This is a genomic window from Sphingomonas sp. J315 (assembly GCF_024666595.1).
Classification (GTDB): domain Bacteria; phylum Pseudomonadota; class Alphaproteobacteria; order Sphingomonadales; family Sphingomonadaceae; genus Sphingomonas.
Genome location: NZ_CP088296.1, coordinates 1,526,310 through 1,553,099, shown reverse-complemented (window position 1 = coordinate 1,553,099; position 26,790 = coordinate 1,526,310). Strand labels below are relative to the sequence as shown.

Annotated in this window: 29 protein-coding genes and 1 riboswitch; of the genes, 9 read left to right on the top strand and 20 right to left on the bottom strand. The window is 60.9% G+C overall.

Annotation, left to right across the window (positions count from 1 at the left end):
- Positions 1-72: 72 nt before the first annotated feature.
- The 9 genes from LRS08_RS07890 to LRS08_RS07850 form a co-directional block, all read right to left on the bottom strand.
- Positions 73-846, bottom strand: a complete 774-nt coding sequence (locus LRS08_RS07890; protein ID WP_257844188.1) for an acyl-CoA thioesterase — start codon at positions 844-846, stop codon at positions 73-75.
- Positions 843-1,412, bottom strand: a complete 570-nt coding sequence (locus LRS08_RS07885) for a flavin reductase family protein (protein WP_257844189.1) — start codon at positions 1,410-1,412, stop codon at positions 843-845. Before LRS08_RS07885 ends, LRS08_RS07890 begins: the two co-directional genes overlap by 4 nt.
- A 38-nt stretch (positions 1,413-1,450) precedes the next feature.
- On the bottom strand, positions 1,451-2,449 hold the full coding sequence (locus LRS08_RS07880; RefSeq protein WP_257844190.1) for a bile acid:sodium symporter family protein: 999 nt from the start codon (positions 2,447-2,449) through the stop codon (positions 1,451-1,453).
- Positions 2,450-2,534: 85 nt separating this feature from the next.
- Positions 2,535-3,563: a methionine synthase gene (locus LRS08_RS07875; protein WP_257844191.1), complete on the bottom strand. Its 1,029-nt coding sequence runs from the start codon at positions 3,561-3,563 to the stop codon at positions 2,535-2,537.
- A gap of 30 nt (positions 3,564-3,593) precedes the next feature.
- Positions 3,594-4,580 (bottom strand): DUF1852 domain-containing protein, encoded by a 987-nt coding sequence (locus LRS08_RS07870; protein WP_257844192.1) that lies wholly within the window; start codon positions 4,578-4,580, stop codon positions 3,594-3,596.
- A 127-nt stretch (positions 4,581-4,707) separates the two neighbouring features.
- Positions 4,708-4,931, bottom strand: a riboswitch (cobalamin riboswitch).
- Positions 4,932-5,662: 731 nt separating this feature from the next.
- Positions 5,663-6,013, bottom strand: a complete 351-nt coding sequence (locus LRS08_RS07865) for a DUF3147 family protein (RefSeq protein WP_257842939.1) — start codon at positions 6,011-6,013, stop codon at positions 5,663-5,665.
- A gap of 61 nt (positions 6,014-6,074) precedes the next feature.
- Positions 6,075-7,103: a copper resistance protein B gene (locus LRS08_RS07860; RefSeq protein ID WP_260480887.1), complete on the bottom strand. Its 1,029-nt coding sequence runs from the start codon at positions 7,101-7,103 to the stop codon at positions 6,075-6,077.
- Positions 7,100-8,869 carry a copper resistance system multicopper oxidase gene (locus LRS08_RS07855; protein WP_257842941.1) on the bottom strand — a complete coding sequence of 590 codons (1,770 nt, stop codon included), beginning with the start codon at positions 8,867-8,869 and terminating at the stop codon, positions 7,100-7,102. Before LRS08_RS07855 ends, LRS08_RS07860 begins: the two co-directional genes overlap by 4 nt.
- A gap of 79 nt (positions 8,870-8,948) precedes the next feature.
- The gene (locus tag LRS08_RS07850; protein WP_257845404.1) at positions 8,949-9,674 is read right to left on the bottom strand and encodes a glutaredoxin; all 726 of its coding nucleotides are present in this window, start codon (positions 9,672-9,674) and stop codon (positions 8,949-8,951) included.
- Positions 9,675-9,843: 169 nt separating this feature from the next.
- On the opposite strand from LRS08_RS07850, the gene cueR reads away from it, so the two are divergent.
- The gene (gene cueR / locus LRS08_RS07845; RefSeq protein WP_257842942.1) at positions 9,844-10,257 is read left to right on the top strand and encodes a Cu(I)-responsive transcriptional regulator; all 414 of its coding nucleotides are present in this window, start codon (positions 9,844-9,846) and stop codon (positions 10,255-10,257) included.
- Here cueR and LRS08_RS07840 read toward each other — a convergent pair.
- Genes LRS08_RS07840 through LRS08_RS07830 form a run of 3 tightly spaced genes read right to left on the bottom strand, consistent with a single transcriptional unit; the run spans position 10,236 to position 11,502 of the window.
- The gene (locus tag LRS08_RS07840; RefSeq protein WP_257842943.1) at positions 10,236-10,790 is read right to left on the bottom strand and encodes an RNA polymerase sigma factor; all 555 of its coding nucleotides are present in this window, start codon (positions 10,788-10,790) and stop codon (positions 10,236-10,238) included. The genes cueR and LRS08_RS07840 overlap by 22 nt on opposite strands.
- Entirely contained in the window at positions 10,787-11,221 is a 435-nt protein-coding gene (locus tag LRS08_RS07835) for a periplasmic heavy metal sensor (RefSeq protein ID WP_257842944.1), read from the bottom strand. Before LRS08_RS07835 ends, LRS08_RS07840 begins: the two co-directional genes overlap by 4 nt.
- On the bottom strand, positions 11,218-11,502 hold the full coding sequence (locus LRS08_RS07830) for a hypothetical protein (protein ID WP_257842945.1): 285 nt from the start codon (positions 11,500-11,502) through the stop codon (positions 11,218-11,220). The genes LRS08_RS07835 and LRS08_RS07830 overlap by 4 nt, the downstream gene beginning before the upstream one ends.
- Before the next feature lie 108 nt (positions 11,503-11,610).
- Between LRS08_RS07830 and copC the strand changes: the two genes are divergently transcribed.
- Complete coding sequence (copC, locus tag LRS08_RS07825) at positions 11,611-12,000, top strand: copper homeostasis periplasmic binding protein CopC (RefSeq protein ID WP_257842946.1); 390 nt, start codon at positions 11,611-11,613, stop codon at positions 11,998-12,000.
- Position 12,001: 1 nt separating this feature from the next.
- Entirely contained in the window at positions 12,002-12,880 is an 879-nt protein-coding gene (gene copD / locus LRS08_RS07820; protein ID WP_260481534.1) for a copper homeostasis membrane protein CopD, read from the top strand.
- Here the strand turns inward: copD and LRS08_RS07815 are convergent.
- A complete protein-coding gene (locus LRS08_RS07815; RefSeq protein WP_257842949.1) occupies positions 12,877-13,323 on the bottom strand; it encodes a nuclear transport factor 2 family protein in 447 nt (148 codons plus the stop codon). The genes copD and LRS08_RS07815 overlap by 4 nt on opposite strands.
- Before the next feature lie 1,161 nt (positions 13,324-14,484).
- Between LRS08_RS07815 and LRS08_RS07810 the strand changes: the two genes are divergently transcribed.
- The 4 genes from LRS08_RS07810 to LRS08_RS07795 are packed head-to-tail and all read left to right on the top strand — an operon-like array spanning position 14,485 to position 17,171.
- Positions 14,485-14,706 (top strand): hypothetical protein, encoded by a 222-nt coding sequence (locus LRS08_RS07810; protein ID WP_260481533.1) that lies wholly within the window; start codon positions 14,485-14,487, stop codon positions 14,704-14,706.
- Positions 14,703-15,896 carry a PfkB family carbohydrate kinase gene (locus LRS08_RS07805; protein WP_257844196.1) on the top strand — a complete coding sequence of 398 codons (1,194 nt, stop codon included), beginning with the start codon at positions 14,703-14,705 and terminating at the stop codon, positions 15,894-15,896. The genes LRS08_RS07810 and LRS08_RS07805 overlap by 4 nt, the downstream gene beginning before the upstream one ends.
- Entirely contained in the window at positions 15,893-16,489 is a 597-nt protein-coding gene (locus LRS08_RS07800) for a 7-cyano-7-deazaguanine synthase (RefSeq protein ID WP_257844197.1), read from the top strand. Before LRS08_RS07805 ends, LRS08_RS07800 begins: the two co-directional genes overlap by 4 nt.
- 49 nt (positions 16,490-16,538) lie before the next feature.
- Positions 16,539-17,171, top strand: a complete 633-nt coding sequence (locus LRS08_RS07795) for a hypothetical protein (RefSeq protein ID WP_257844198.1) — start codon at positions 16,539-16,541, stop codon at positions 17,169-17,171.
- On the opposite strand, the gene LRS08_RS20245 is transcribed toward LRS08_RS07795, so the two are convergent.
- A complete protein-coding gene (locus LRS08_RS20245) occupies positions 17,128-17,661 on the bottom strand; it encodes a hypothetical protein (RefSeq protein ID WP_409456295.1) in 534 nt (177 codons plus the stop codon). The two genes, LRS08_RS07795 and LRS08_RS20245, sit on opposite strands and share 44 nt — an antisense overlap.
- A 434-nt stretch (positions 17,662-18,095) precedes the next feature.
- Here LRS08_RS20245 and LRS08_RS07785 point away from each other — a divergent pair, with 434 nt between their 5' ends.
- Both LRS08_RS07785 and LRS08_RS07780 read left to right on the top strand, forming a co-directional pair.
- Positions 18,096-20,069 (top strand): ATP-dependent nuclease, encoded by a 1,974-nt coding sequence (locus LRS08_RS07785; RefSeq protein ID WP_257844200.1) that lies wholly within the window; start codon positions 18,096-18,098, stop codon positions 20,067-20,069.
- Complete coding sequence (locus tag LRS08_RS07780) at positions 20,066-21,937, top strand: UvrD-helicase domain-containing protein (RefSeq protein WP_257844202.1); 1,872 nt, start codon at positions 20,066-20,068, stop codon at positions 21,935-21,937. Before LRS08_RS07785 ends, LRS08_RS07780 begins: the two co-directional genes overlap by 4 nt.
- Before the next feature lie 531 nt (positions 21,938-22,468).
- On the opposite strand, the gene LRS08_RS07775 is transcribed toward LRS08_RS07780, so the two are convergent.
- The 6 genes from LRS08_RS07775 to LRS08_RS07750 all read right to left on the bottom strand — a co-directional run bounded on the left by LRS08_RS07775 (position 22,469) and on the right by LRS08_RS07750 (position 26,493).
- The gene (locus LRS08_RS07775) at positions 22,469-23,236 is read right to left on the bottom strand and encodes a sulfite exporter TauE/SafE family protein (protein ID WP_257844204.1); all 768 of its coding nucleotides are present in this window, start codon (positions 23,234-23,236) and stop codon (positions 22,469-22,471) included.
- A gap of 57 nt (positions 23,237-23,293) precedes the next feature.
- Entirely contained in the window at positions 23,294-24,112 is an 819-nt protein-coding gene (locus LRS08_RS07770) for a universal stress protein (protein WP_257844205.1), read from the bottom strand.
- Between the two features lie 39 nt (positions 24,113-24,151).
- Positions 24,152-25,141 carry a TerC family protein gene (locus LRS08_RS07765; RefSeq protein WP_308222991.1) on the bottom strand — a complete coding sequence of 330 codons (990 nt, stop codon included), beginning with the start codon at positions 25,139-25,141 and terminating at the stop codon, positions 24,152-24,154.
- Positions 25,142-25,285: 144 nt separating this feature from the next.
- On the bottom strand, positions 25,286-25,600 hold the full coding sequence (locus tag LRS08_RS07760; protein WP_260481532.1) for a zf-TFIIB domain-containing protein: 315 nt from the start codon (positions 25,598-25,600) through the stop codon (positions 25,286-25,288).
- 3 nt (positions 25,601-25,603) lie between these two features.
- On the bottom strand, positions 25,604-26,245 hold the full coding sequence (locus LRS08_RS07755) for a Bax inhibitor-1/YccA family protein (RefSeq protein WP_257845471.1): 642 nt from the start codon (positions 26,243-26,245) through the stop codon (positions 25,604-25,606).
- 71 nt (positions 26,246-26,316) lie between these two features.
- Complete coding sequence (locus LRS08_RS07750) at positions 26,317-26,493, bottom strand: DUF465 domain-containing protein (RefSeq protein WP_257844207.1); 177 nt, start codon at positions 26,491-26,493, stop codon at positions 26,317-26,319.
- Between the last annotated feature and the right edge of the window lie 297 nt (positions 26,494-26,790).

Here is a 26,790-nt window from a genome sequence, read left to right as displayed (position 1 = left end):
TTATCATGCTCTTGCGGTTCGCTTGGAGATGAGACGCAGGCCGCCTAGAAGAACGGCAGTGAGCGGCATATGTCACCCGAACGCGGTGGGCCGTCCTTCGCGGTCGACTGCAACCATCGTAAAGCGCGCCGACCCGGCCAGGCGGCGTTCGCCCGTCAAAAGGCCTTCTGCCCACAGGTCCACAGCGATTTGCACCGACGTGCGGCCGGTACCAACCGGTCTGGCTGCGAGTTCGACCAACTCACCTTCACGGATGGGAGACTCGAATTCAATCTTGTCCGACGCCGCCACGACCATCACCGCGCGCGCGCGCCGGGTCGCGGCGATAAACGCCGCCTTGCCCATCATCTTGAGCGCGTCGCCGCCGTAGAGCGTACCATAATGGTTGGTCTGCGGTGGGAATACGATCTCGACCATCCGCAAGAGATCGTCGTTTGGCGCAGAAGCAGTCAGGTCGAGCGGCGGGAGCGGCAGGACCGTTTCGGCCGTCTTTACCGCGACCATCGCAAAGCGCCCGCTCGCGCAGGTGCGTCGCTCACCAGTAACCAGGGCTTCGGCAACGAGTTCGACCTCCACATCGAGCGAACTGTTGCCGACACGAACCACGCGACCGGTGGCCTCGACCATCTCGCCGATGCGTCCCGGTGCCCTGAAATCGATCTTGTCCGATGCTGCGGTAACGAACGGTGCGCGGCCATGACGTGTGGCGGCAAGAAACGCCACCTTGTCCATATGTGCGAGCGCCACGCCGCCGAACAGCGTGCCGTGATGGTTGGCATCGCCGGGGAAGATCATATCGATCAACTGGACGGTACCGGGCGCAACGGCGGCGAGGTCGCTGCTCATCGATCTGCGCACGCTGCCGAGGCAGCGGCTCCGACCTTGAGCCCTGAAGATGGCAATGAACAGTGCATCTGATCGACGGGCGCAAGAGTGTGGAAGTCGCTGGAGTGGAAGACGAGAGGCATGACCGCGTTGGCCACCGATGCGCGATGAAGGCGAAACAGGACGATGTCGTGGTCTCCGGCAGGTATCTCCCGCTCGAGTGCGCATTCGAGCCAGGCTGTCGCACCGGCGAGGAACAGCCCGCCGTTGGTGGTCACGTCATAATCCAGCCCCTCAAACCGGTCGTCGCTGCGCTGCGATAGCTGACGCGCGACTGCGGCGTGCCCGTGGCCCAGAAATGAGATTCCGATCCGGTCGCACCCGCGCAATTGCTGCCAGGTCCACGACCCGTGCTTGATGCACACCGAGACCAATGCGGGCTTGAGCGAGATCGCCACGAAGGCGCTTGCGGTCATGCCGATCGGCTGGTCCCCATTCATCGCGCACAATGCCGTGACGCCGGTCGGGAACCGGCCGAACAGCTGGCGCAGATCGCTGTCGTCGTCGATATCGCGGAGGATGGTCATAGGGTTTGATCCTTGACTGACGGCTGGATGAATCGGGGTCATGCCGCGGCTGTGACCATCGGCACGGCTTGTTCGGGGCGCAGGCTGTAGCGCCGGGCGAGCGCGGCGCAGATCATCAGCTGCATCTGGTGGTACAGCATCAGCGGCAGGACGATCAGGCCAACAGTGCTGGCCGGAAAGAGGATGTTCGCCATCGGCAGTCCGCTCGCCATGCTCTTTTGCGATCCACAGAACGCGATCGTGACTTCATCCTCGACCGGCAGGCGCGACAGGCGAGCGGCCGCAGTCGTGAAGACGAGGGCGATCGACAGCAGCAGCAGATCGAGCAGGATGACCAGCGCAATGCTCTGCGGCGTCACCTTGCTCCAGATGCCCGCGACCACGCCCGCGCTGAACGCCGCATAGACGACCAGCAGGATCGATCCGCGATCGACCAGCATCGTCAGCGTCTTCTGGCGGGTGAACCAGTCGCCGACCAGCGGGCGCGCCAACTGGCCGATGATGAAGGGCAGCAGGATCTGCAGCGCGATCTCGCGCACCGCGTCGAGCGAAATGCCGCCGCTATTGGTGGTCAGCAGCAGTGCCGCGAGCACAGGCGTGATCACCACCCCGGCTAGGTTCGACAGCGACGCGCAGCACAGCGCCGCCGGGACATTGCCGCGCGCGATTGAGGTCAGCGCGATCGACGATTGCACCGTGGAGGGCAACAGGCACAGGAACATCAGGCCGGTGACCAGCCCGCTATCCAGAACGCCCCCCGCCAGAGCGATCAACGCGAACCCGATCACCGGGAAGGCGAGGAAGGTGGTGGCAAAGACCAGACCCTGCAGGCGCCAATGGGCGATGCCCTGCCAGATCGCCTGCCGCGAAATCTTCGCGCCATAGATGAAGAACAGCAGCGCGATCGCGGCGTGCACGACATGATCAAGCACCTCTTTCCCGACGCCCCGCGCGGGAATGATCGCGGCCACCGCGACCATCGCCATGATCGCGAAGATATAGGGATCGAGCCGCGGGCGGCGCAGAAGAGCGTTCATCGAATATTCCTGAATCGAGCACGCGACCGCGCCCGGATACGCCGTCCGGCGATGCCGTGTGGGCATCGCCGGACCCGATTTTTGCTTACGCCGCCAGTTCCTTGCGGACGATCTCCGCACCCGCACCCAGCGCCCTCAGCTTGCCGTTCGCAACCGCACGCGACAGCGGCGCCATGCCGCAGTTGGTGGCGGGGATGAGCTTGTCGGCATCGACGAAGCGCAACGCGTTGCGCAGCGTCGCCGCGACCTCTTCGGGCGTCTCGACCGTGTCGGTCGCCACGTCGATCGCGCCGACCATCACCTTCTTGCCGCGAATGAGCTCGATCAGGTCCATCGGTACGCGCGAACACTGGCATTCGAGGCTGACGATATCGATCGTCGACTTCTGCAAATTGGGGAAGATTTCCTCATATTGCCGCCATTCGGAGCCGAGCGTCTTCTTCCAGTCGGTGTTAGCCTTGATGCCATAGCCATAGCAGATGTGGACCGCGGTCTCACACTTCAGCCCCTCGGCGGCGCGCTCCAGAGTCTTGATGCCCCAGTCGTTCGCCTCGTCGAAAAAGACGTTGAACGCCGGTTCGTCGAACTGGACAATATCGACGCCTGCGGCTTCCAGCTCCTTCGCCTCTTCGTTGAGGATGCAGGCGAATTCCCAGGCGAGCTTCTCACGGCTCTTATAGTGATCGTCGTACAACGTATCGATCATCGTCATCGGACCGGGCAGCGTCCATTTGATCGGCCCGTCGGTCTGCGCGCGCAGGTACTTGGCATCCTCGACGAACACCGACCTGGGCCGCGACACCGCGCCCACCACCGACGGCACGCTGGCGTCGTAGCGGTTGCGGATGCGCATGACCTGCTTCTTTTCCCAATCGACGCCTTCCAGATGCTCGATGAAGGTGGTGACAAAATGCTGGCGCGTCTGTTCGCCATCGCCGACGATGTCGATACCCGCCTTTTTCTGATCATCGACCGCAAGGCGCAGCGCGTCCTGCTTGGCGGCGACAAGTTCTTCGCCTTCATGCTTCCACGCGGCCCACAGCTTCTCGGGCTCAGCGAGCCAGGAGGGCTTGGGCAGACTGCCCGCGGTCGTCGTGGGCAACAACATCGTCATGTTCGAAAATACCTTTGAATTCAGGGGAGATCAGGCGGCGAAACTGGCCGACCATTGTTCAAGCGCTGCGCGATAGGGCTTGATGAACCGCTCTTCGGCGAACTTGCCCTGTTCAAACGCGAGCCGGCTACGCTCCTCGCGGTCATAGACGATGCGGGTCAGCGAATAGTCCTGGTATTTCAGGCTAGGCCGATACTGTTCCGCCGCTACCGAATTGGCGTTGTAGATCTCGGGGCGATAGATGCGCTGGAACGTGTCCATCGTCGCAATCGTGCTGACCAGCTCGAGGTTGGTATAGTCGCCCAGCAGGTCGCCGATATGGTAGAAGGCGAAGGGCGCGGCGCTGTTGCGCGGCATGAAGTAGCGGACCTTCATCCCCATCTTCGCGAAATAGTCGTCGGTCGCCGAGAACTCGTCATTCTCATATTCAAAGCCCAGGATCGGGTGCTCGTTGCCGGTACGCTGATAGGTCTTGTTGCTCGACACGCTGAGACAGATCACAGGCGGCTTGCTGAACGTTGCGCGATACGCTTCCGACTTCAGGAAATGCTTGAACAGATTGCCGTGAAGGTCGCCGAACCCTTCTGGCGTGCCCGAGTTGGGATGCGCCTTGCTATGTTCGGGCAGCACGACGCTGAAGTCGTAATCGCGGATGTAGGAGGAAAAATTGTTCCCGACGATGCCGTCCATCCGCGCTCTGGTCTTCTTGTCGATGATCGTGGTCCTGAGGATCTCGATCAGCGGGAACGCATCCTGAGCGCCGTTGGCGGCGACATGCATCTCGGCGGTGATGATGGTGAGCTCGAGCGCGTAGCGATCGCCCGCCGGATTGTCCCAGTGCACCAGTGAATTGAAGCGGTTGTCGATCATGCGCAGCGTGTTGCGCAGATTTTCCTCACGGCGCTCACCCCGCGCCAGATTGGCGAAGTTGGTCGTGATCCGCGTATTGTCGGCCGGCCGATACTCTTCGTCGAACGGAATGCTCTTGAGCGTGAAGGTGAAGGCGCTGTCGGTCATGGTCGGTACCCCAAACTGCATGTGCGGGCAGGAGGGCCGAAGGAAGAACGCGCACGATGGACAGGCGACGGCGGACAGCCGCAAGCCCTGCGTCAAGCGCGATCCACCGGAGACACCCCCGTCCGAGGAACGTTATCGCGTCGGAGGCAGGTCTCCTGGCTCACGGGTCGTCGCGGTGGTTCCGGCCTTCCCGAGCGTCTTGCGGACGCTCAGTGGCACAAAATGGAACCGCCACTCGCCGCTTACAGTTGCGGGGGCAGCGCCGGAATCTGCCCAGAAGGACATCACCGGCTTCCCGTCTTAGCCCCGCCGTCGTGCCTGAGGCGGGGAACCTCGACGCGCCCTTTCAACACAATCGAAACTACGCTGTCAATCCTGATATAAAGATATCTTTATATCGTTATGAGATTGTGCTGCGCGGCGATTGTCATGCGGGAATTGATGATTGACATATCGACGGGTGCGGCCGGTCGAGAGCGTGACGCACAAGGGTCGACCAACGACATGGTCCGCAATCGGGGCGAGATCGAGAGCCATGCTCTCGGACCGCAGACCCACTGCGAGGTGATGATCGAGCGGAAGACGGCAGTGTTCAGAAACGGAGTTCTGGCGCAATCGGCTTACGTGCGTCGGCTTTGCCCACTGCCGTACCCGAAAATAGACAGGCTGCTGACGGCCTAATTCGAGTTGTACGCGCACCACCCGCTACGATGTCTGCTTATGCCGCTCCGGCGGCCACAAGCCGCCAGTCCGGTTGCGGCCCATTTTCGGCCATCGCCCGGCAGGGGTAGCGAACGGCGGGATGTGGGCCGTAAGCGGTCTGGCGGCTTTTGGCAGGACGAACCACGAAAGCAGCCATCGCGTGACTTGCGCGGACAGTGGGTAGATCCCCGCCAAGAGGCTAGTGGATTTCTGCGTTTCAATCCGCTCAACTGCTAGAGGTTATCTCCGACCATCGGTCGCTAGAGGTCAGGTGGATTCGGGGTGGCGACCAAGGCTTATGCGCTTGCTCAATATACATTGCCTCGAACCGGTAAGCTGGATTCGCTAATCTGGCATCGCGAGGTCATGAAGTAGCCGCCTTAAAGCCGGACCCCGAATCGTCCCAGCACAACCGTCATCCCCGCATAGAGCAGCACCGTCAGCACGCATCCGGCTGCGAGCGACGGCAAGAAACCGACGCCACGCTTGAGTAACAGTGGGATCACCAAGAACATCGGCAGGCTGGGAAGCACATACCAGAAGGTCGCGAGTGCGTGATCGGCCATCAGCGTTATGTCGGGTTTGTCGCGCCAGAGCCAGATCATGCCGAGGACAGAGACCAGCGGCAGCGACGCGACCAGCGCGCCGAAGCCGGGGGAGCGGCGGGCGATCTCCGAGACGAGCGCGATGAGCACGCCGGAAATCGCCGCCTTGATTGCTAGGTAGAGCATCAGACCTCCTGAACCGCGCTATGCGCATGCGCCACCATCTTCAGCCCTGCACCTATAACCTTCAGAACCAGGCACGGACCCCCAGGACGAGACTGGTCGCATGCGTATCCTCGCCGGACGCACGCGCGAAGGATGCGGTTCGTCCAAACTTTCGCTCATGCACGATGCCTACATAGGGCGCGAACTCGCGCGCGATCTCGTAGCGCAGACGGAGCCCCGCCTCGGCGCTCGAGAACCCGCCCCCGATGCCGAGCGCCGGGATGTCCTGTGCCGATAGCTCGAACTCGATCTTCGGCTGAAGGATCAGGCGCTGGGTCAGACGCTGGTCATATTCCGCCGACGCACTGGCGCGCAGTTCCCCCTGTGTCGAGAGCGACAGATAGGCATCGACCTCAAACCAATAGGGCGCGAGCCCTTCGATGCCGATCACGGCATGGGTCCGGTCGGGACCATGACCAATCTCCTGTCTCAGACCGCCCTGAAGATTGAAATAGGGGCCGATCGCGCGTGAGTAGAGCGCCTTGAAATCAACGCCTTCGATCGCCTCGCCAAAGGTGCCTTCGCCTTCAGCCTTCAACGCGAGGCGGTTGATGTCACCGCCGAACCATGCGTCGGTCTCGAAACGATATCCTTCATGTCCCTTGGCGATGGTCAGCTCGGCCAGATCGATCGTCACCTTGCTGAACGTGCCGCCACCGTGATGGCGGCGCAGGTCGTCGCGGGTCGGCTGCATCGCCTCGCGGCCCCAGACGCGGTCGGCATAGTTCGCCGCGACGGGGGCGGGTGCCGGGCCAGTGCCCGGCGCCAGGTCGGTGCCGACCGCATCCTCTGCCGGTGCCGCGTCCTTGGGTGTGCAGTGCCCCATTTTTGCGTGTTCGGGGGGACAATCCGGGTCGTTCGTGGGGGGGCTCGCCGGCGCCTTGGTATCAGGCATCTGGCAATGCCCCATCGCCGCATGCTCTGGCGTGCAGGCTGACGCGGCCTGAGCCTCAGCCTTGGGAGCCGCCATCGGCGGCATCGTCTGTCCGGCGGGCGCAAGACCCATGGCAGAAACAAAGCCGGTCCCGGCGAGAAGTAGGCTGCCGATCATGCCGCGTCCTCCTGCGGGCGCACGGTCACGACCTGCATCATCCCGGCATGCATGTGATAGAGCATGTGGCAGTGGAACGCCCAGTCGCCCACTGCGTCGGCGGTGAAGTCGAAGGCAGCGGTGCCGCCAGGCTGAACGTTGACGGTGTGCTTGCGCGGCGAATGGTCGCCATGCCCCGTCACCAGCTCGAAGAAATGTCCGTGCAGATGGATCGGGTGGGTCATCATCGTGTCGTTGACCAGGGTGACCCGGACGCGTTCGCCTTCGGTGAACGGGATCGGGGCGCCAACCTCGGACAGCTTCTCGCCATCGAATGCCCACATATAGCGTTCCATATTGCCGGTCAGGTGGATGCGCACTTCGCGCTCAGGGCCGCGAATGTCGGGGTTTCGATCGAGCGCGACCAGATCACGATAATTGAGAACGCGATGGCCGACATCGTCCAGCCCCTGTCCAGGTTCGCCCATCCGATCGACTGGCATCGGCGAGATCGACTGGACCGTCGGCGTCTTGGCAACGTCAGGCGCGACCGAGAAATCGCGCATCGAATGCTTCATCGCGGTGCCAGCGCTGTGTTCCGCGCCGTCGCCGCTTGGCATCGTGCAATGGCCCATGGCCGCATGCTCAGGCGTGCAGGCGGCAGCGCCATGACCGCCCATGCCACCCATTCCCATATCCTTCATCGTCGCCAGCGGTCGCTTGCGCAGCGGTGGCACCGGTGCGCGCATGCCGGGCCGAGGTGCCAGCGTCGCGACCCCCATTCCCGAGCGATCAACCGTCTCGGCGACGAAGGTGTAGGCGCGGTCCTCGCTCGGCTCGACGATCACGTCATAGGTTTCTGCGACCGCGATCTGGAACTCGTCGACCGCAACGGGGCGCACATTCATTCCGTCCGCCTGCACGATGCTGAGCTTCAGCCCCGGAATGCGCAGGTTGAATGTCGTCATCGCCGACGCATTGACGATGCGCAGCCGCACCCGCTCGCCCGGTCGAAACAGGCCGGTCCAGTTCTCTTTCGGGCCATGGCCGTTGACGAGGTAAGTGTATGTCGCGCCGGTGACGTCAGAAATATCGGTCGGGTCCATCCGCATCTTGCCCCAGGCCATCCGCTCGGCGGCCGACATCGCTTCGCCGTCGGTCGCGGTCAGCTTCTGGTGGTTGAAGTAACCGCCCATCTGCTTGAGCTTCTGGAAGATCCGGTGCGGATGCATGAAGCTGTAGTCGGACAGCACGATCACATGCTCGCGATCGGACTGGATCGGATCATCGCCTTCGGGATCGATCACGATCGGGCCGTAATGGCCCATCTGCTCCTGCAACCCCGAATGGCTGTGATACCAGTAGGTGCCTGCCTGAACGATCGGGAACTCGTAGGTAAAGGTGGTGCGTGGCTTGATCCCAGGAAAGCTGACCCCCGGCACCCCGTCCATGTGAAAGGGGAGGATCAGGCCGTGCCAATGAATCGAGCTGTCTTCGTCCAGAGCGTTTTCGACATGAAGCCGGACATTCTGCCCCTCGCGCAACCGGATCAGCGGCCCCGGCACGGTGCCGTTGATCCCGATCGCATGGCCGTGGCGGCCGTCGAGATGGATCATCTGGTGCGCAATGCGCAGCCGGATGTCTTCGCCGGACACCGTCTTGAGGTCAGCAACCAGACCGGGAGAATTGCTGCGCGCCCATGCCGGCATCCATTGCGAAAGCGCAAGGGCAGCGCCCCCCATCCCGACGCCGCCGAGCAGCTGTCGTCGATCCATTGTTCGAACCATGGCTTGTTAAAGCTCCGTTGAATTGCACCTGACTACGCGCCGATGCGGGTCATCCCTCACGGCGATGCATGCTGTGGGCTCAGTGCGTGGCAAGCAGCGATGGTTTTGCCACCATCCACACCGCCATCGCGACCATCATCACATTCTCGGTCAGCGAGACGAAACCCAGCGGAACCTTGCTGTCGCCGCCGACGCAGGCGCATTTGAGCTCCCGCCGCTCGATATAGACGGCATAGAACACGGATACCGCGCCGATCGTGCCGATGAACAATGCGATGGGCACCGAAAGCCACATCATCGTCCCGGTGACCATCAAAATGCCGGCGGCAAGCTCAGCAAAGGGATAGATGCGGCCATAGGGCACCCACCGCTTGGCCAGCAGGTCGTAGTTGAGGAACATCGTCGCGAAACTCTCGACATCCTTGAGCTTCTGAAGGGCGAGCAGACACATGGCAAAAGCGATGAACCACTCGGCCGCGCGAACCGTAAACAGGCTCTGTTCGATTGCCCAGCTGGCCGAAAGCGCCATCGCGGCGGCGACGCCGAACAGCGCGATGACCGGGACATAGGTCACCGCGTCCTTGTCGCGGACGCGCTTGCCCAGATAGCGGCGCAGATCGTCATAGCCGCCAATGCGCCGTCCATCGATGAAGACCTGCGGCGTGGTCGCCACCCCATGCTCTACCTTGAACGCATCGGTTTCGGATCGCGTCGTCAGGTGATGGTCATCGACCGAAAAGCCTTCGCGCCGGAGCAGATCGAGTGCCTTCAGGCCGTAGGGACAGGTGTGCTTGGGCATCACCATACGAAACAATTCTGCGGTCTTTACGGTGCGTGCCACGTCGAACTCCTTGAATTTGCGGAGTCAGGGTCGCTTCCAACCCCAACGTGATGGGCCAATAATCCTTCCAACCATTGGAAGGTCAAGCCGGTGCCGCTATATTTTTTGCGTCGGTATCAGCGGGCGGACAGACATGAATATAGGCACGGCGGCGCGGTTAACGGGAATCTCGGCAAAGATGATCCGCTATTATGAAGAGATCGGGCTCATCCCGCCCGCGGATCGCCGCGATTCTGGCTATCGCGACTATTCGGATGCCAATGTCCACGAGCTACGGTTCATCGGGCGCGCGCGCGACCTGGGATTCTCGGTCGCGGAGATTTCCGAACTGTTGGGCCTGTGGCGCGATCGCGAACGCAAGAGCGCCGATGTGAAGGCAATGGCGGCGGGCCACATCGGCAAGCTTCAGGCCAAGATTAACTCTTTGCAGGCTATGGCCGACACGCTGAGGGATCTTGCGTCGCATTGCGCGGGGGACGATCGGCCGGAATGCCCGATCATCGCGAAGCTGAACGATCCGTCGGATCACCCTGCATCGAGCAGATAGCGGCGCGCGCGGTATAACCGCGTCTCGACCGCTTTCTCGCTGATTCCGAGCAGTTCGGCGACCTGCGCCTGGGTCAGTTCGTCGATCGTCCGCAGCAGCAGCACTTCTCGCAAGCGCGCGGGCATTCCCGCTATCCTCCGTTCGATGCTGGTCAGTTCGCTGCGGTCGGCCAGTTGGCGATCGGGCAAGGCAGCGTCATCGGCGACATTCTGACCCTCGCCGATCGGCAGCAGTGCCCGAAGCGCCGCGCGCACGCGCTCCTTGCGCCGCCAGTCCCGCGCCTTGTTGAGCGCGATCCGCGCGAGCCAACCCCGCAGCGGGCGATCGGGATCATAACGCCGAAGCGCGGCATGCGCCGACACGAACGCCTCCTGAACCAGGTCGAGCGCTTCGTCGGGATCGCCAACCAGCCGGACGATGATGGCGTAGAGATAGCGTTTGTAGCGCCCGACCAGAATGGCGAACGCGCGCTGGTCCCCTGCCAGCGTTCGCGACACCAAAGCGGCATCGCTGCCATCGTCGCCGACGCTCACTTGGGCGCTTCGACAAGCGCCTTGGTCACAGCCTCATCGAACACCCCGACCTGGTCGTCCCGCAGCAACGCGCGCATAGCGAAGACATGCGCGACGGTCGCTTTTTGAAGCTCGCCCATCGTCATGTGTGTGGCGTCGATCGCCGCCTCGACCGCAGGGCCGTTGCGGTGCTCCGCCTGGATTGCGGCGGCGAGCCGACGATTGTCTGCGCGCATCCGCGCCTCGAGCGACCGTCGCTGCTCCGCGAAATCGCGCTCCAGAACCTCCAGCTTTTTCGCCTGCTCGGCGTCAAGGTTCAGCCGTTCGTGGAGCACGGCGTGAATATCGACCGAGGGTTTGACGGGGTCAGGGATCAGAAAATGCGCGACCAGCGCGCCGCACAGCGCAGCAACAAACGCAATCAACGCGAGTCCGGCGCGACGGCGGATCATTCGGCCGCGCTGCCCAGCAACAGCGTGGACGGCGCCAGCGGCCCCGGCTCAACCAATCCATGCGGCGTTGCGGCCACCGCGCGCTGGCCGGGCACGCCTCCAAAGACTGCGCCGATCAACAACGCGCCCGTCGCAAGCATTACGGTCATGCGCGGCCCCACCGCGTCGGAACTGCGCGCATCGATGCCTGCGATGATACGTTCCTCGATGCCGTCGAGGCCGGGATGCTCGGACCAGCGCGTCTGCGCCATGTGGGCGGTATAGTCGATTTCGGTTGCCATCTTTTTCGTCTCCGCCCCTCACTACGTGCGTATGGGCGTGTGCCCTCGAAATTTCGAGGGGTGCGATGTGCCTGCACGTATCATGCATCGAACCAACTGGAGTAGTTCATGCGCTTCCTTTCGAAATCCATGTTCGCAGCAGCGATCTTCTCGCTGCTCGCGGTGCCGGGCATCGCGCTGGCCCATCCCAAGCTGCTGTCCGCGAGCCCGGCGGCGAATGCGACGGTCAAGACCGCCGCGCGCATCGTCCTGAAGTTCAGCGAGCGGCTGACGCCGAAGCTGTCGGGAGCGACGCTGACCATGACCGGCATGCCGGGAATGGCCGACCACCCCGACATGAAGATGACGGGCGTCAACTCGGCCGTCGGCAGCGATGGCAGCTCGATCGTGCTGACCTCGGCCAAGCCGCTCCCGGCTGGCACCTATCGGGTCGATTGGCACGTCGTCGGCGGCGACACGCATCGGATCACCGGCACGCACAGCTTCACCATCGGCTGACATGATCGGGGTAATAGCGGGGGAAGGCGTGGCAGTCGCGCTGCGCTTTCTCCTCTACCTCGATCTGATGGCAATCGCCGGGTTGCTCCTGTGCGCGCAGCGAACCGCGCCGGCCGCGGTGTCGCCGCGTTTGATCGCCTTGCTCGCTGCCATTGGCGTGGTGGTCACTGCCGCGCATTTCGCGGCAAGCGCCGCAGCCATGGTCGGCGGTGATGAAGCCCTTCTCGATACCGAAATGCTGCGCTTCATCGCGCTCGAAACGAGCCACGGAAAAGGGGCGGTGGTCCGACTTCTGGCCTTGGGCGCGCTGCTTGTGCTTACCGTGCTAGCGCGATCCGAACGTTCCCCCCTGCTGCCAACAATGCTGGGCGTAGTTGCGCTCGCGAGCCTCGCCTGGTCTGGCCATGCGGGGGCTGGCGAGGGTGCGACGGGCGTCCTGCATAAGGCGTCCGACATCTTCCACCTGATCGCGGCCGCCATCTGGATCGGTACGCTGGTCCTTCTGCTCGTTGCAATCGGGCGGCGCGAGCCCGCGATCGACGAGATCGTCCCGGCATTGCGCCACTTCGCGAACACAGGCACGGCAGTCGTCGGTGTGCTGATTGTGACCGGCGTGATCAACCTCGCCTTGATCGCCGATCTCGCCCGTCCCGTGCAGTTGATCGCGAGCGACTATGGCCAGACGCTGGCGGTCAAGATCGCCCTGTTCCTGGCGATGCTCGCATTCGCGGCGGCAAATCGCTGGCGCTTCACCCCGCAACTCGAACATGCCGCCGGTCGCGACATGCGCGCGATCCGCATCAGCCTGTTGCTCGAATTAGCGCTCGGCATCACTGCGGTGCTGGTGGTTGCGCTCCTTGGAACGCTATCACCCGACTAGCGCTTGGTCGCCGATGACCAGTGAATATGGACGATCTTCCACACGCCAGCCGTTCGACGCAGGATCATCGTCTCCGTGCCGGTAAGGGCAAGCGTTTTCCCCTTCAAAGTGCCGGTCGTCTCGGTTTCGCTGGTGACCCAGGCGGACTCGGCTCCGATCCAGAACGTACGCTTCACCAGCTTGCGTTGGGTCGCGCCCGCGAACTCGGCGTCCGCTTTAAGATGATGGTTCGCATATTCCGCCTTGCTGCGCTCTGCCCGACCGGACTCGTAGATCAGCACATCGTCGCTCAGCAGCCTGAGCGCGGCTTCGACTCTCCCCTCAGCCAACGCTAAGTGAAACCTGTCCACCGTCGCGATTGGTGGTTGGACGGCGGCGATGTCCTCAGCGGTTGTGGCGATTGCGAGTGGTGTCTTGCTCAAGCCGACAAGCGCCAGCGTCATTGCGATCAACAGTCCTGTATTCATCATTTTCCCCCTCCACCGGCCATATAAATACGCGAACTGCCAATGTGTCCCTCATCGGGCGTGGCCACACGTTAGAAGTATCGGCCGCATTGCCGAATAGCCACGTTCCATACCGACGTCCGGCACCGAAGTGCGTAGCCCTGAGCCGTTCGGCCTGCGCGCCGATGGACAGCTTCCTATTCGTTAGCTCACGCGGCCTGCCAATCGGCGAGGGCCGGATCAAATCGCGGTTTTGCGACCAGGCCTTGTCGCTACAAGGGATAGCAGACTTGCAGATATGGGCCGGAAAGGTACTATCTCCCCTTCAATTGGGAGGCTGGCAATGAACATGAGCGACTGCTGCGATAAGGACTGCCCCTGCTGCGCTAAAGAAAGAGATAAAGGAAAATGAGATTAGGGCCGCGGTGCGAACTGCGGCTCTTTCCAGATCGATGCTCCACAATCGGGTGCATCGCGCGATCCATTCCCAACAGGTGTGGCAGGACACCAAAACCACCGCTCTCGCGGCATCGGGACGAACGACGGCTTTTAGGAAAGCTCGCGGCCCTGCTGAACGACGGATAATGGGGCGCAAAGCGGTCGTCACTCATGGCATTTTCGCCAAAGTGCCATGAGTGACGACGGCTTTGCGCCCTAATATCGGTCATTTGAGGTGACCTTGAGGACTGCCAAAAGCCGCCATTCGCTCGACGCCTGGTCAAGGAATGCTATAGCCATGACGGGCGGCCACCCGTCAGCTCCTAACAGCTAGTGCATTTGCTCGAGCAGAGCCTCAAGGCCGCAAACCTTCGCCGGATCTAGAAATTCGTGCGACCATCGGCGCACGGATGGGCGCGCTATTGTCGTGCTGATATCAAACCTGCCGTCTGGCGCGGCTGGGTGTGAATAGGGAGATGTATACACACCTCTTTGAAACAGACGAGATTGACGCAATTGCAAATGAGCGCGAAATCGTACCTCCAATAATCACTTGGAGAACTGCCTATGTCGGGGGGAGGAGATACAAGTTCCGGCTTTGATGATTGGCGTCAAAGCGGAACTTCACAAGGTGGCAGTGCTGGAGAAGGCGGCGGCGGTGGGGGTCCGGATAAGTGTGCGATCTATGAGAAGACTGTCATAGCTTCGGCCGTCGCTTCGGTGGTTGCGACGCTCAAGGCTGGCGACATCCTGTTGGTCGAGCTGGAAACGGCGCCTCGTAACCGGGTTGTGGTCAAAACGGTCGCGGGCGCAGTCGTGGGCGCCGTAACCTCACTCAGGCTCGTCGATATGATCGAATGCCTGAAGGAGAAATTTGCCTATCAGGCCGAGGTTCTGTCGATCAGCGGGGCAAAGGTCGAAATCGAGATCAAACCGGCATGACCGCGCTCTCTGTTGTCGGCGGAGTCTACGGAGAAGAATGCGCGTTTCCGATCAGGAGGCAGGTGTTCGGCTCCGCTGGCCGGGCGGCTGTTGCGTTAGCTCCGTACTTCGACGCCGTGACACTTCACACGGTGCTGCCCGACCTCGCAGCCGAGCGCGTAATCCCCAATTTCGAAGCCTACGGAGTCGATGTCGTCCGTCATGGCGGCGACCAGTTCATCAGCTTCGAATATCTACATTCTCTGGCCGAGCCATTAATTCATCCACGGCTGTCTGAGATCATGGCTCAACCGTCGTTCCATTTGGATGGCGGGCTGGTTTTGCAATTCGGGATGCTCGAATGCTCTCCGACGGTGAGGGCTGACATCTGCGTCTACGATCCCCAGTCGCCAATAAGCCCGAAGGGTTTCCGGCAATCGGGTTCGACTGCCGATCGGCTCGCCATTGTCGCAAACGCGGCGGAAATCCGGCTGCTGACGCGAATGCAGGTCGATCAGGGTGCAATGCATCTTCTCAAAGAGGAAAGCGCCGAGGTTGTGATCGCAAAATGTGGGCTTGATGGCGCGCGCATATTCACGCGTGATGGCCTGGAAGGGACCGTCCCAGCGTATCGAGCCTCGAGCGTATTCACAGTGGGTTCGGGCGACGTGTTCGTAGCAGCGTTTGCGCTTGCGTGGGGCAAGGAGAACATGACTCCTGTCGAGGCCGCCGACTACGCTTCACGAAGCGTCGCCGCCTATGTGGAGTCCGAAACCCTTCCGATCGCTCCGATCTCTGAAACCTTGGCGGGCTCGCACGAGCCCATCCGCCTCGCGGGCGGCAAGGTGTATCTGGCCGGGCCGTTTCGCGAGCTGGGGCAGCGCGTGATTATCAATGAAGCGCGAAAGGTGCTGGCCGGTTGGGGTATGGAGGTATTCAGTCCCGTTCACGATATCGGCCACGGACCCGCTGAAGCCGTGGTCGAGCAGGATCTTCAAGCAATCCGAGATTGTGACGCAGTGCTAGCCATTATCAATGGGAGCAGCCCAGGCACACTGTTCGAAGTCGGCTACGCTGTCGCGCTTGGTAAGCCGGTTTTCTGCGTTGCTCAGAACATGCGCTCAAACGACACAAAGCTTCCTGCCGGGGCGGGATGTACCATCCATGAGGACTTCATCAGCGCCCTGCATCTGCTTGCGTGGCGAGCATGACCAAAGCGGTCCTTCTGTCCGGCGGGATGGATTCGACCTGCATCGCCTACTGGCAACGACCCGCATATGCAGTGACGATAGATTACGGACAGAGGCCTGCCGCAGGAGAAGTTCGGGCGGCCAAGGCGGTAGCTGACGCGCTCGGAATCGAGCATGTGGTGGTTGAAGCTAATATCGCTTCGCTCGGCAGCGGCGACTTAGCGGGAACGCCAGCCTCCGAAAGCGCACCCGCAAGCGAATGGTGGCCGTACCGAAATCAGTTCCTAGTCACCGTTGCGGCCATGAAATGCCATCAGCTCGGTGTAACGGAGCTGATGGTCGGCGCACTCCGTAGCGATGGATTCCACGCGGACGGAACCCCTTCCTTTTTTGCAGCCGTCAACGAGCTGATCGGCCAACAGGAAGGCGCGCTACAGGTCACAACGCCCGCAATACATCTCACAGCGGGGGAACTGGTGCGGATTTCGGAAACGCCGTTGGAAGTCCTTGGATGGTCGCTGTCCTGCCATATCAGCGATATTGCGTGCGGATTCTGCCGCGGATGCCGAAAGCACTTCGAAGTCATGGGAGAGGTCTTTGGACTCCCACATTGACCCCGTCCCAAAGCATTCCAATCGAACTCGGCCGAAGGACCCCTGGCCGATGACTTCGATCTACGACATGCCGAGGACGGAGTTCGCCCCGAAAAGCGGCTTTCTCGATGTGGCGTTAGGCCGCCGAACGATCCGCGAAATATCGTCGCTCGATCTAGATGAAACCTTTGCGCTCGTTCGCGAGGTGATGCAGGTGCGGCAACTTGGCATTGGGGGAAATTCGGGCCGGGCTCGCAAGGTGTCGCTTTCCGCCGGAGCATTACAGTCGATCGAAGTCCTGATCGTTTCAGGCCCGGGGGTAGAGCTGCCAATCCTCTATTGCGACACCCACGACGTGTTTGGAACAATCGAGGTCGAGAACGCCGAACGCCTCAACGAAGCGCTGACCCCGCTGCGGGGGGTGCTTCCCGATGCGTCGGGGCACTTCCTTTTACTGGTGGCGAACGTACGACATGCCGAACAGTCGTATGAGAATCCGATAACGCTGCTCTGGCGCGATACCGGTGCGGTGCTTCAATCATTCTCCTTATTCGCCGCCGCCTATGGCTGCGGCTTCGCACCATTGGGGCCCACTGGTGCGGATTTGCTGTCGAGCTTGAAGCAGCCCCATTCAAACTATCTCGCGGTTGGGACGGCCATCATTGGACGCAAACGGTCTCCCGCTGCACATGAGTCCGATTGATCGCGGTTGGACCGATCCGTCGCATATAGTCCCACATAAGCGAGTCCACCAAACTCGCGGGCTCGCCGATCGCTCCGCAGAATTGAAGGAAGCGGGCTTCAAGTTTGAAATAGTCCCTCGCGGGATCGGCGCCGGGCAGAAATAGCCCCATCGCTACACCGGCTCTCAATATGTGTACATCGAGGATCGCAACTTCGTCGCACGCGTAGTGATTTCGAACTACCCAGGACGCGGTTTTCGGTCCTATCCCGGGCAGGCGGACGAGGAAATCGCGGAGTTGCCGGGGAGCTTCAGGGAGTGCGCCAGTCATTTGCAGAGCATGCCAGAGGTAGCGCGCCTTTTGCTTTGGAAAGCGATATCGCCGCTGCCGATTTCCAATATGGAACGGCTCGCTAAGCGCGCGCTCGATTTCTTCTTGCCGTACCTCAGCCGCCAGAAGGCTGCGGTCACGCAATCGATGAAAGGCCGCTAGACCGAGTTCCGCCGGCATACCGAATCCTCCGAGGAGGCAGACTGCCAGCTCCTCTGTGATTGTGTTTCCGAGGCGAAATGAATTGCGGTCGACGCGAAGCTGAAAGCCAGCGGATTGATATTTCCAAAATGCGGGCGTGAATAACTCCGTCGCGCAGCCCCAAACCACGCCCGGCATTATCTCGGCCGAAGCGGGTGGGATTTCGAGGGAGCGTAACTGCCGTCCGCTATAGGTCCAAGCGACCTGTATGCTTTGCTCCACCACCATAGCGAGCTTGAATCAACGAAGTTTATCGCCAGCAACCGGAGATATTCGACGTTCTCAGCATGATCCGCATTTGGACTCGTTCCGATTCAACAAGCGCCGCGCTTTTCATGAGGGGTGTTGCAGGGCGGCCACGGCTTTCTCACGCCGCTGCGATCCAATACTGTCTTGCGTGTGGAGGATGCCCAATGAAAATAGAACAAGTCACCATCTCGAATTTCCGATGCTTCGGTCCGGAGCCGGTGACGATCCAGTTCAGGGATGATGTAACAGCCATTGTCGGCAACAATGGGTCCGGCAAGACCGCTATTTTCGCGGCGCTCACAAAACTATTCGGTATCTCGCCATCGCTCCGCGCGTTGCGCAAAAGCGACTTCCACGTGCCATTGGACAGCACAGGCCCGGCATCCGGCGCCACCCTCTCCATTGATTGCGTACTTGGCTTCCCGGAACTGGAAGCCGACGATGATGGCGAGGACAGTGCGACCGTCCCGGAAGTTTTCACGCATATGGCGACCGGAGACGAGGACTCTCCGCTCAAGGTCCGTATCAGGCTTCAGGCAACCTGGGCGGACGACACGACGCCAGACGGCACGGTGGAAGACGAGGTTCGATGGATTACGACCCTCGATGACGAGTTCACATGGGAAGAGTGCCGGCGGGTTCAGGCTGTCGAGCGAAACTACATCCAGCTGGTTTACGTGCCTGCTAATCGAAATGCCTTCGATCAGGTCACGAACCTTCTGAAAGGGCGGCTGTGGCGCGCCGCCCGTTGGTCGAACGCGCTGTCCGAAATCGCGCTAAAGGGGGCCACCGACATCCAGACGCAGTTTGATGCGGAACTGCCCGCCAAGTTCATTTCCGAACGATTGGAAAAGCGGTGGGCAGAAGTCCACCAAGGCGACACGGACTCCAAACCGCTAATGCGTCTGGTTGAGCATGAAATGGAACAACTCGTGCGTCGCGCCGAGTTTGTGTTCTTCCCTGACGAAGCAGCCCAGACGAGGCGTTTGGACGACCTTAGCGATGGACAGCGCTCCCTGTTCCACATCGCTCTGACGGCTGCCACGTTAGAAATCGAACGCGACGCTCTCGCCCAAAAACCTGCCGATAGCGTGTTCGATCAGGAGAAGCTGCGCAGAACCTATTTGACGATCTTGGCGATTGAGGAGCCGGAGAACAGCCTGTCGCCGTTTTTCCTCTCGCGCATCATGATGCAGGCGCGCGACATTGGTAAGCTGGACGGGGCGCAGGTGGTGATTTCCAGCCACAGCGCGAGCGTCTTGAGCCGCGTCGAACCGGAAGAAGTCCGCTACGCTCGGATGGAGGCGAAAACCCGGGAATCGGATGTCCGGGCGCTAACGCTGCCGGAAGCAGACTCCGACGCCAGCAAATACGTTCGCTTGGCTGTAAAGGCTTTTCCGGAACTGTATTTCGCCCGCTTCGTCGTACTCGCCGAAGGCGAGTCAGAGGCCATCGTGTTGCCCCGGCTGGCCGAAGCGATGAAGTTCCCTCTTGATCGATCTTTCGTGCCGATCGTGCCTCTGGGCGGACGTTTCGTCAGCCACTTCTGGAGGCTGCTGGCGGATCTCAATATCCCCTATGCAACATTGCTGGATTTGGATGCGGGCAGGAAGCACGGCGGCGCGGGCGCGATCGCCTACGTGGTCGAAGAACTGGCAGAAATCGGCAACACGCTCGACGAAAACTCGTTCGTCCTATCAGGAGACATCGAAGTCGGTGATGTCGATGAAATTGACGATCAGGAACTGGTCGATGAGGATCAGGCTCATGTTTGGTTAAAGGCGCTGCGTGAGGAAGGCGTGTTTTTCTCGTCTCCCATCGACCTCGACTTCAGCATGCTTCTTTGCTTCGGCGAAACTTATCAGATGAAAAATGAGGGCGGGACCGGGCCCCGTACAGGAGCGCAGGCCCTCGCGGATAAAAAGGCCGTAACCCTTAAAACGGGCGGCAATCCTGACCTCTATGACGACCATTGGGACGATGAGTTTCTCTGGTATCCGTATCTCTTCATTTCCAACAGCAAGCCCGAAATTCACATCTCCGCTTTGAGCAAAATCGACAACGACGAACTCGCGAGCGACGCACCACCTGAACTGATAAAGTTGGTCAAATACGTCCGAAAGTCCGTCCTCGGATGACTTTGATCAAGCCAGACGATTGGGTTCCTCAAGGTGTCGAGAGCTTGGAGGACCGCGCGTGGGAAGCTTTGCGAGAAACGGCTCGAAGCGTGTGTGTCACCGCCGGCGCTGGCGCAGGCAAAACGGAGTTCCTTGCGCAGAAGGCGACCTATTTGCTTCAGACGGGCCTATGTCCACATCCGAAACGGATATTGGCGATCAGCTTCAAGCGGGATGCGGCGCAAACGCTGGCGCAGCGGGTTGGAAAACGATGTCCGGAGCATCAAGCGCGGCGCTTCGTCTCACAAACATTCGACGCCTTTACCAAAGGGCTGGTGGATCAATTTAGAAACGCGCTCCCACCGCAATTTCGACCACCCGCCGATTACGAGATTTCATTTCCGACGGCCGCAATCTTGAACGATTTTCTCCAGCGCGCTGACATCAACGACGTGAATGCGCAGACCCTGACAAAGTGGATCGGGATGCGTCGGCTGCTCGACCCTACTCAGGGAGTGTCGGCGCGGCAGAAGGAAATCATGGATGCGTATTGGCAGGACCAATACCACGGCGGTGCACACGCCTATTTGACCTTTGCGATGATAAATCGACTTGCCGAGTACCTATTACGCACGAATTCCAGAATTCGGCGGGCCATTCGGATGACCTATCCGATTGTGTTCCTCGACGAGTTTCAGGACGCGACCTCTGCCCAGTTTGAAATTGTCACCGCAGCGTTCGATCCGGCCACCGCCAAACTGACGGCGGTGGGTGACGATAAACAAAAGATCATGGGTTGGGCAGGCGCAATGACCAATGCTTTCGCGGCATTTACGGCCCACTACAACGCCCGTTGTATCTCATTGCTTCTCAATTGGAGATCGCATGAAGACCTTGTGGCGATCCAACACATCATCGCCAGCCAGATCGACCCGGATGTTGAGCCCGTCGAGGCGCGGGCGGAGCGCGAGGTTGACGGCGATGTGGCAGCGATTTGGATATACCCCGACAAAGAGACTGAAGTAGCGGGATTGGCCGGGTGGGTGCCCGAAGAGATCGAAAGCGGCACCGTGGAAGCGCACGACGTCGCCATCCTTGTCAGGAACTACGCCGACGCCGTCGAAGCTGAACTTAGCGAAGTGTTTGCCGATAGGGGCGTCACCATTCGTAACCTGGCCCGCAATGTCGGCGACATAGCCATTCAGGATTTGCTGACGGAAAATCTGACCGCGCTTTTGATCCCATGCTTGCGCCTCGGCGCGACCAAGAAAAATGCCGAAGCATGGTCAACTGCGCAGGATGAGTTGCGGTCGCTTGAATCGATCAGCGACGATGAGGACGTGTTGCTGAACAGGTTGAGCATGAAGGTCGAAGAGGTCGCTAAGGCATGCCGCGCCTTCATGGCTGCGAACGCCGCCGCGAAGGGATACGGTGGTGAACTGACGACCTTGATTGTCGATATGATCGGGGAGGAGAATATTCGGCAGGCCAACCCTTCTTATCAGCGACAAGCCGATTTTGACCGGGTTCGCGAAGGGTTTATCGCACTTTTGGATGAAAGCTTGACCGACGCGGAGTCGTGGCCTGATGCGCTCGATCGCTTCGAAGGGAAGAATCAGGTCCCTCTGATGACGATCCACAAGAGCAAAGGGATGGAGTTTCACACCATCATTTTTTTTGGCCTCGACAATCAAAGCTGGTGGAGCCTGACTCCCAACCGCACCGAAGAACTCAATTCATTCTTCGTAGCGTTCACTCGGGCGAAGCAACGTGCCTTCTTTACGCGCTGCGCCGAGCGCGGGGGGCATATCGCCTGGCTCGACAAGATATTGGGAGACACGGTTCCTCGCGTTGCCGGGCCGATCGCTCTTCCGGATGGCAAAGCCTAATATGGCTTGGGGGGGCGCTGTTAGACTAAAGCGAAACGCTCCCTCCATGATGCATTTGGGTCTTTGAAGCCGGCGGCCTAACTCGCGAGAAGAGCCACTCAGCAAAGGATCTGAGCGACGTTCCTTGTAGGCTGCATCAGCGACGTCTTTGTGTCTGCTTCAGGTGGCCGCTGCATCGGAAGCAGACAGTCAACTGACGGCCCATCAGCGGTCTGTCTGCTCTTGTCACAACCAGCCCGTCGGCAACGCGCCCTAATTTCGGCCGTTCAGGCTCGAATGGGAGAATCCCAAAAGCGGACGAACCTCACTTCGATAGTCTCACGATCAAAAGATAGTTCGGATCCATCCGGGCGCACCAATTTCCTAATCGCAGTAGAGGCGGAAAGCGGCGGGGAAATGCGGAACTCGCATAGCATTGGTGGCGGAACACGGTGCCCGCCAGGTTTCATGGTTTGGCACCTCTCACCACGAGTGTGTGTTTTCTGAACGTCTGCCAAACGAGCAACCGAACCGACGCCCTTCAGCGAAGGGCTATCCGGCGAGCGTTTGCCAGATGCCGAACAGGCTGATTGCGGCCAAAATAAACCCTATTACAACGAGTAGCGCCTTGGCCGGGACGCGCTTCGCCACCAGTCCGCCGAGCGGAGCTGCCAGTATTCCGCCGATCAGCAATCCAATCGTAGCGGCCGTGAATGCGGCCCAGCCCATCGTTGCGATGAATGTCGCGGATATGGTCACGGTCAGAAAGAACTCGGCGACGATGACCGTGCCGATCACCCGGCGCGGCGTCGCACCCTGAACAAGCAAGTTACTGGTCACGATCGGTCCCCAACCACCACCGCCCGCTGCGTCTAGAAAGCCGCCGACCAGCCCAAGTGGCGCAACATACCGTGGCCTGCGATCGGCGGGCGGGGCTCTGAGTCCTTTCCAAACGAGAAAGATGGCCAGAATTGCGAGGTAGGCCAGAACGAAGGGGCGGGCGATCTGCGCATCAACGTGAGTGAGAACATAAGCACCCAAAACGCCTCCGATCACGCCGGGAATGACGAGTCTCAAGAACAGACGCCAGTCGACATTCTTGTGGGCGATGTGACTGGTTCCAGAGGCAGCAGTCGTGAAGCTTTCCACCGCATGGACGCCAGCCGAGGCCGCGGCAGGAGGAACCCCGAGGCTAATCAGCAGCATGCTCGAGATCACCCCAAATGCCATGCCGAGGGCGCCGTCCACCATCTGCGCGGCAAATCCCACCGCGATGAACGGGACGAGGTCTGCCCAGGTCAGGAGGCTCAGGTCAAACAACGAGGGCTCTCAAGAGCCGGCCGGCAACTGGCTGGCATCGCAAGGCTCGCTTCAGGATCAGTGCGATAGGAACGTAGGCAGCGCCGGTGCTTGCAAGACCCCGCGGGTGGCTCCGCCCAGAACGAACTCCCGGAAGCGCGAATGCCCATACCCTCCCATCACCAGGAGATTCGCTTCCAGACGGGCGGCGGCGGCATTGATGGCTTGAGCTATGGTCAGATCGCCACGCTCGGTCTGTTCATAGCAGGCCGTCACACCGCGGTGCTTCAAGGAGGCAACGACGCCGTCACGCGTGAGACTTGATGCCATTTCCTTGTCGTCTCCGAAGGTTATGATCGCGACTTCTTTCGCCGCTCGCAGGAACGGCATCGCGTCGCCAAGGGCGCGCGCTGCGGTCCGGCTGTAATCCCAGGCGACGATCACTCGCTCGCAGGAAAAGGGTCCCGAGTGATCGGACGGAACCACGATGAGTGGACGTCCTGATTGGAAGAGCACATAGTCGGCTATAGCGTGCTCACTGAGCAAGCCGTGGTCGTCTATTCCGCAGACGGTAAGGTCATGCAGGCGCGCCCGGTCGGCGACTACCTCTGGAATAGTGTAAGCAAACGAGCGGTCCGTCAGCACCTCGGCTTCCAGCTGCATACCGGCGGCAGCGTCACGCAGACCCGCGGCTTTCCCTCGTGCATCGGAATTGCGTTGCGCCAGGGTCGTCCGGGCCTCGGCCGTGATCTGGCGCCCATAGGCGCTGCGCGGAAGCACCACGTCGAGCTCGTAGACCAATGCCGTCAACCGGGCGTCGAATGCGCGCGCAAGCTGAAGCGCGTACCCTGTTGCCCCGAGCTGCGGGTCGCAGCGTTCTGCAGCTGCGTGGTGCAATATACTATGGAGTGTCATGTTGATCTTCCCCTGAAGACATCAAGCGGTGGTCGAGGATGGGGTTGCGGACGCGCGGGTCTTCCACAGCGACCACACGACGCCCACGAGCAGAATCGAGAAGGTCACCCCAAGTGAGGCGGCAGGCGGAATTTTGGCCAGGCCGAGAGCATCGGCCACGAAGATCTTGGAGCCAATGAACACCAGCAGGACGGCCAGCGCGTATTTCAGATAGTGGAAGCGGTCGACCATCGCCGCGAGCGCGAAATAGAGCGCCCGAAGACCGAGGATCGCGAAGATGTTCGAGGTGTAAACGATGAACGGGTCAGTGGTGATGGCGAAGATCGCCGGCACCGAGTCCACCGCGAAAACCACATCGACGAACTCGATCATAATCAATGCGAGAAACAAGGGGGTCATGAACCACGCCAGCTGACCCGTCTTTGGATCGACCTTTCTTACCCAGAAGCTTTCGCCGTGTAGCTCGTCGCTGACGCGGAAGCGTCGCCGCACCCACTTCAGCACGGCCGCGTTCCCGACGTCGTAAGGCTTGTCCGCCATCACCCACATCTTGATGCCGGTGAGGATCAGGAAAGCAGCGAAGACATAGAGGACCCAGCTGAACTGCTCGACCATCGCGGCGCCGAAGCCGATCATCACCGCGCGCAGCACGATGACCCCCAGAATACCCCAGAAGAGCACCCGATGCTGGTAGAGCCGTGGGATGGCGAAGTAGCTGAAGATCATGGCGATAACGAACACATTGTCCATCGCCAGGCTCTTCTCGATCACAAAGCCCGTGACGTAGGCCATCCCGGCGGTTTGCCCCATATACCACCAGACCCAGGCGCCGAAGGCCAGGCTGAGCCCGATATAGATGGCCGACAGGATCAGGCTCTCGCTGACGCCGATCTCGCGCTGCTTGCGGTGAAGCACACCCAGGTCGAGCGCCAACAGAATGATCACGATGCCGATGAAGGTCAGCCACATCCACGCGGGCTTGCCAAGAAAGTCGAAGAACAGAAATTCCATGAGTAGATCCGATCAAAACCGCGCGTGCTGACGCGATGCTGGTTCGATCCGACATCGCGGCTGGTGGAGGCCAGCCGCCAGAGGGTCCCGGATCCGAGAAGATGGGCTCCACTGCCGACGCTGGACGCCGGCGGCGGGATGAGTTCAGTCGAATAGCTCCGAAAGGAACGACTTTTTGCGCTTGCGATAGCCGCCGCGACGGTAATCATCGTGGTAATCGTCGCTGTAGCGTTGCTGAGGGGGGTACGGCGCCTGTCTTCCTCCCTCGGCACGGGGGAGCGGTGGCGGCGCCGTATCAGCCGCGTTGCGTTCGATGATCTTGTCGAGCTCGCCACGATCGAGCCAGATGCCCCGACAGGTCGGGCAATAATCGATTTCGATTCCCTGCCGGTCGGACATGACCAGAGCGGTCCTGTCGGTGGGGCAGAGCATCGCGCTTACTTCTTCCTGACTACGCATGGCTTAGGTCTCCTGGCGCTGGCCGAAGAAGGCCAGCAGCAATTGAAAGAGATTGACGAGGTTGAGGTAGAGCGAGAGCGCGCCCATGACGGCGAGCTTGTCGGCATGCGGCGTTCCCGCATAGGCGACGTAGTCCGACTTCGCCCGCTGCGTGTCCCAGGCGGTAAGGCCGGTGAACACCAACACTCCAACCAGCGACACCACTAGCTGCAGCGTCGACGATCCCAGGAACAGATTGACGATGCTCGCGCTCACAACGCCGATGAGGCCCATGAACAGGAAAACCGTCCAGCGGGTGAGGTCGCGCTTCGTCGTATAGCCCCACAGGCTCATTCCCAAGAACATCGACGCGGCGATGAAGAAGGTGCGGGCGATGCTGGTCCCCGTGTAGACGAGGAAGATGCTCGCCAGCGAGATGCCCATGACCGCCGAAAAGGCGTAAAAAGCCGTGCGCGCCGAGGCGGTTGTCATCCGCTCGATCCGGAACGACAGGAAGAGGACGAAGCCGAGCGGAGCGAAGATCGCCAGCCACTTGAGCGGCGTCCCGAAGATCGGGCCATGGAGTGCCGGGGTGGCCGCGACCAGGAGGGCGACCAGGCCGGTGATCGCCAGCCCCAATCCCATATGATTGTAGATGCCGAGCATGTGCCGCCGGAGCCCCTCGTCGAACGGGGCTCCGACGCGTGCTTCGGCGCGCGGCACCGGGTAGGGCGTGTTCACGCGCCGACCCTCTTGTCGCGAAAACCGTGGTGGAGACGGTCCTTGACGGCGAGCCGGAGCTTCTTGAGCCGCAGCAGCTTGATGCTGTCCGGGAAGCGTCGCTTGAGCTCCCGACGGATCTCGTCGTCGAGCTTCCGGTGGATAACGCTCAGTCTATACATGAATGCGTTCATAGCCTCTCTCCAATCGACGTTGCATCGATCGGGCGGGCCGCGGCGCAGAAACGGGGCGTGTAGCTGCACCGGACCAACCCGATGCGGTCCGACATCGCTGTTGTCAGGGGAGACAACCGCCAGAGGGGCCCGGCCCGCAACCCTCATTTAGCGCGCGGCGGGCATATCGACCATTCGATTGAATAGGCCGCCTGCGATAGGTTGCCTCTATCGCTCGGGACGCGAGGTGAGCGGCGAGGCTTCCTTTCTGAATAGGGTAAGCGACCATGAGGTATGATGGGGCCCCCTCAGCGGTTC

Bases quoted from the DNA above. Each gene is read 5' to 3' on its own strand.
- LRS08_RS07890 (WP_257844188.1), bottom strand. From the start codon at position 846: ATGAGCAGCGACCTCGCCGCCGTTGCGCCCGGTACCGTCCAGTTGATC.
- LRS08_RS07885 (WP_257844189.1), bottom strand. From the start codon at position 1,412: ATGACCATCCTCCGCGATATCGACGACGACAGCGATCTGCGCCAGCTG.
- LRS08_RS07880 (WP_257844190.1), bottom strand. From the start codon at position 2,449: ATGAACGCTCTTCTGCGCCGCCCGCGGCTCGATCCCTATATCTTCGCG.
- LRS08_RS07875 (WP_257844191.1), bottom strand. From the start codon at position 3,563: ATGACGATGTTGTTGCCCACGACGACCGCGGGCAGTCTGCCCAAGCCC.
- LRS08_RS07870 (WP_257844192.1), bottom strand. From the start codon at position 4,580: ATGACCGACAGCGCCTTCACCTTCACGCTCAAGAGCATTCCGTTCGAC.
- LRS08_RS07865 (WP_257842939.1), bottom strand. From the start codon at position 6,013: ATGCTCTACCTAGCAATCAAGGCGGCGATTTCCGGCGTGCTCATCGCG.
- LRS08_RS07860 (WP_260480887.1), bottom strand. From the start codon at position 7,103: ATGATCGGCAGCCTACTTCTCGCCGGGACCGGCTTTGTTTCTGCCATG.
- LRS08_RS07855 (WP_257842941.1), bottom strand. From the start codon at position 8,869: ATGGTTCGAACAATGGATCGACGACAGCTGCTCGGCGGCGTCGGGATG.
- LRS08_RS07850 (WP_257845404.1), bottom strand. From the start codon at position 9,674: ATGGTGATGCCCAAGCACACCTGTCCCTACGGCCTGAAGGCACTCGAT.
- cueR (WP_257842942.1), top strand. From the start codon at position 9,844: ATGAATATAGGCACGGCGGCGCGGTTAACGGGAATCTCGGCAAAGATG.
- LRS08_RS07835 (WP_257842944.1), bottom strand. From the start codon at position 11,221: ATGATCCGCCGTCGCGCCGGACTCGCGTTGATTGCGTTTGTTGCTGCG.
- LRS08_RS07830 (WP_257842945.1), bottom strand. From the start codon at position 11,502: ATGGCAACCGAAATCGACTATACCGCCCACATGGCGCAGACGCGCTGG.
- copC (WP_257842946.1), top strand. From the start codon at position 11,611: ATGCGCTTCCTTTCGAAATCCATGTTCGCAGCAGCGATCTTCTCGCTG.
- copD (WP_260481534.1), top strand. From the start codon at position 12,002: ATGATCGGGGTAATAGCGGGGGAAGGCGTGGCAGTCGCGCTGCGCTTT.
- LRS08_RS07815 (WP_257842949.1), bottom strand. From the start codon at position 13,323: ATGACGCTGGCGCTTGTCGGCTTGAGCAAGACACCACTCGCAATCGCC.
- LRS08_RS07805 (WP_257844196.1), top strand. From the start codon at position 14,703: ATGACCGCGCTCTCTGTTGTCGGCGGAGTCTACGGAGAAGAATGCGCG.
- LRS08_RS07800 (WP_257844197.1), top strand. From the start codon at position 15,893: ATGACCAAAGCGGTCCTTCTGTCCGGCGGGATGGATTCGACCTGCATC.
- LRS08_RS07795 (WP_257844198.1), top strand. From the start codon at position 16,539: ATGACTTCGATCTACGACATGCCGAGGACGGAGTTCGCCCCGAAAAGC.
- LRS08_RS20245 (WP_409456295.1), bottom strand. From the start codon at position 17,661: ATGCCGGCGGAACTCGGTCTAGCGGCCTTTCATCGATTGCGTGACCGC.
- LRS08_RS07785 (WP_257844200.1), top strand. From the start codon at position 18,096: ATGAAAATAGAACAAGTCACCATCTCGAATTTCCGATGCTTCGGTCCG.
- LRS08_RS07780 (WP_257844202.1), top strand. From the start codon at position 20,066: ATGACTTTGATCAAGCCAGACGATTGGGTTCCTCAAGGTGTCGAGAGC.
- LRS08_RS07765 (WP_308222991.1), bottom strand. From the start codon at position 25,141: ATGGAATTTCTGTTCTTCGACTTTCTTGGCAAGCCCGCGTGGATGTGG.
- LRS08_RS07760 (WP_260481532.1), bottom strand. From the start codon at position 25,600: ATGCGTAGTCAGGAAGAAGTAAGCGCGATGCTCTGCCCCACCGACAGG.
- LRS08_RS07755 (WP_257845471.1), bottom strand. From the start codon at position 26,245: ATGCTCGGCATCTACAATCATATGGGATTGGGGCTGGCGATCACCGGC.
- LRS08_RS07750 (WP_257844207.1), bottom strand. From the start codon at position 26,493: ATGAACGCATTCATGTATAGACTGAGCGTTATCCACCGGAAGCTCGAC.